The organism is Nocardia sp. NPDC004722 (genome assembly GCF_053601505.1).
This window is the reverse complement of the sequence record NZ_JBSGBY010000920.1, coordinates 1-2,295: the sequence shown is the minus strand read 5'-3', so window position 1 is coordinate 2,295 and position 2,295 is coordinate 1. Positions and strand designations below refer to the sequence as shown.

At 68.0% G+C, this 2,295-nt stretch carries 2 protein-coding genes; both read right to left on the bottom strand.

The window, feature by feature from the left end:
• Nucleotides 1-120: 120 nt before the first annotated feature.
• Complete coding sequence (locus ACWELQ_RS44065) at nucleotides 121-657, bottom strand: YbhB/YbcL family Raf kinase inhibitor-like protein (protein ID WP_379352213.1); 537 nt, start codon at nucleotides 655-657, stop codon at nucleotides 121-123.
• Between the two features lie 19 nt (nucleotides 658-676).
• Nucleotides 677-2,026, bottom strand: a complete 1,350-nt coding sequence (locus ACWELQ_RS44060; protein ID WP_452402908.1) for a M20/M25/M40 family metallo-hydrolase — start codon at nucleotides 2,024-2,026, stop codon at nucleotides 677-679.
• Between the last annotated feature and the right edge of the window lie 269 nt (nucleotides 2,027-2,295).

Genomic DNA, 2,295 nt, shown 5'->3' with positions numbered 1-2,295 from the left:
CGCGGAAATTTGTCCGAATCACCGCGCTGAGTACACATTGATCTTGATGAGACAGCCCGGAATACGCGTGTGGCCCCGAGCGAATCGCTCGGGGCCACAGGTGTTTCGGCGTCGGGACGCCTACAGCTGCTCGTGCGTGCCGATCAGCGTCGCACGCCCGATCGCGTTCATGAACAGATTGAATCCCAAGTACGCGGGCGAGGCGTTCTCGTCGACCTCGAGCCGCTCCACCCCGACCGCGTGCACGACCACGAAATACCGATGCGCCCCGTGCCCGGCGGGCGGAAACGCGCCGGTGTACTCGTGCAATCCCGCGTCATTGCGCAGGTGCAGCGCACCGGCGGGCAGGCTGCCGCCCGCGCTGGCCTGACCGGTCTCGAGGCTGGTGGTGGTGACGGGCACATTGGCCAGCACCCAGTGCCAGAACCCCGAGGCCGTGGGCGCGTCGGGGTCGTACATGGTGATCGCGAAACTCTTGGTCTCGGCGGGGAATCCGGACCAGCTCAGCTGCGGGGAGATGTCGCGCCCGCCCGCCCCAGCCAGCGCGCTGACCTGGTCGAGCGACAGCGGCTTGCCGTCGCTGAGATCGGCGGAGGTGAGGGTGAATTCGGGCAACTGCGGTAGCGCGGCGTACGGGTTGTACGAATAATCCGGCACGTCAGGTCCTTTCGACTCGTCAGCTGTGCAACAGGAAGTGTTCCAGCACGCGGGCGCCGAACTCGAGCGATTCCACCGGAACCCGCTCGTCGACCCCGTGGAACAGGGCGGTGAAGTCCAGTTCGGGCGGCAGCCGCAGCGGCGCGAAGCCGAAGCAGCGAATCCCCAGCCTGGCGAAGGCTTTCGCGTCGGTGCCGCCCGACAGCATGTACGGCACGGTGCGCCCGGCCGGATCGTGGGCGAGGATGGCGTCGTTCATGGCGTCGACGAGATGCCCGTCGAAGGTGGTCTCATACGAGTCGAGCTTGGTGATCCACTCGCGCTCGACGTCCGGCCCGATCAAAGCGTCGACCTCACGCTCGAATTCGGCCTGTCGGCCCGGCACCACCCGGCAGTCGACGACGGCCTCGGCGGTCTGCGGAATCACATTGGCCTTGTAGCCCGCGCGCAGCATGGTCGGGTTGGCGGTGTCGCGCAGGGTCGCGCCGATGATGCGCGAGATGGTGCCCAGCTTGGCGAGCTGGCCTTCGATATCCGGTGAGGCGGGATCGAATTGGAGCCCGGACTCCTCGGCCACTGCCGCCAGGAACTCCGCCACCGAATCCGACACCACCAGCGGGAAGGTGTGGGTTCCCAACCGTGCCACGGCCTGCGACAGAATGGTGACCGCGTTGTCCTCGTGCAGGAACGAGCCGTGTCCGGCGCGGGCCTTGGCGCGCAAGCGCATCCAGCCCAGCCCCTTCTCGGCGGTCTCGACCAGATACAGTCGTCGCTCGCTGCCGTCGGGTTTGGGCACCGTCAGCGAGAACCCGCCGACCTCCCCGACCGCCTCGGTGACACCGGCGAACAGGTCGGGCCGGTTCTCCACCAGCCACTGGCAGCCCCAGCGGCCGCCGTTCTCCTCATCGGCGACGAACGCCCACACGATGTCGCGCGGCGGCACCGTGCCCTCGATCTTGAACTGCCGGGCGACGGCCAGCATCATGCCGACCATGTCCTTCATGTCGATCGCGCCGCGCCCCCACACGTAGCCGTCCTGCACGGCCCCCGAGAACGGGTGCACACTCCAGTCCGCGGCTTCGGCGGGCACCACGTCGAGATGCCCGTGCATCATCAACGCCCCGCGTGAGGAATCCGCGCCCTTCAACCGCGCGAACACATTCCCGCGCCCGGGCGCACCGGATTCGACGTACTCGGTCTCGTACCCGGCTTGTTCGAGTTGCTCGGCCACCCACAGCGCGCATTCGCGCTCGCCCTTGGTGGTTTCCAATTCACCGGTATTGGAAGTATCGAACCGGATCAGCGCACTGACCAGGTCCACCACTTCCGACACGGCACGCGGGGTGTGGGTTTCGGCGGTTTCGGACACGTCACTTTCCTACCACCTCCCCGCCCCACCCCGCCCAGCCGCCGCCCACCCCGCCCCACCCAGCGCAGGTCGCCGCGCGCGGGGCAATTGGAATCTGCCGTCGCGCAAGGGTTCCGGACCCGCGCGCGTCGCCGGGTGTGCTCAGCGCAGGAAGCGCACGGTGGTGGTCAGGGTGGTCAGCAGCGATTCCAGGCGCTGGTCGGCGATACGGCGTTCGAGGACTTCCGGGTCCAGGCGGGTCGCGGTGGCCCAGAGTTCACCGAGGTGGG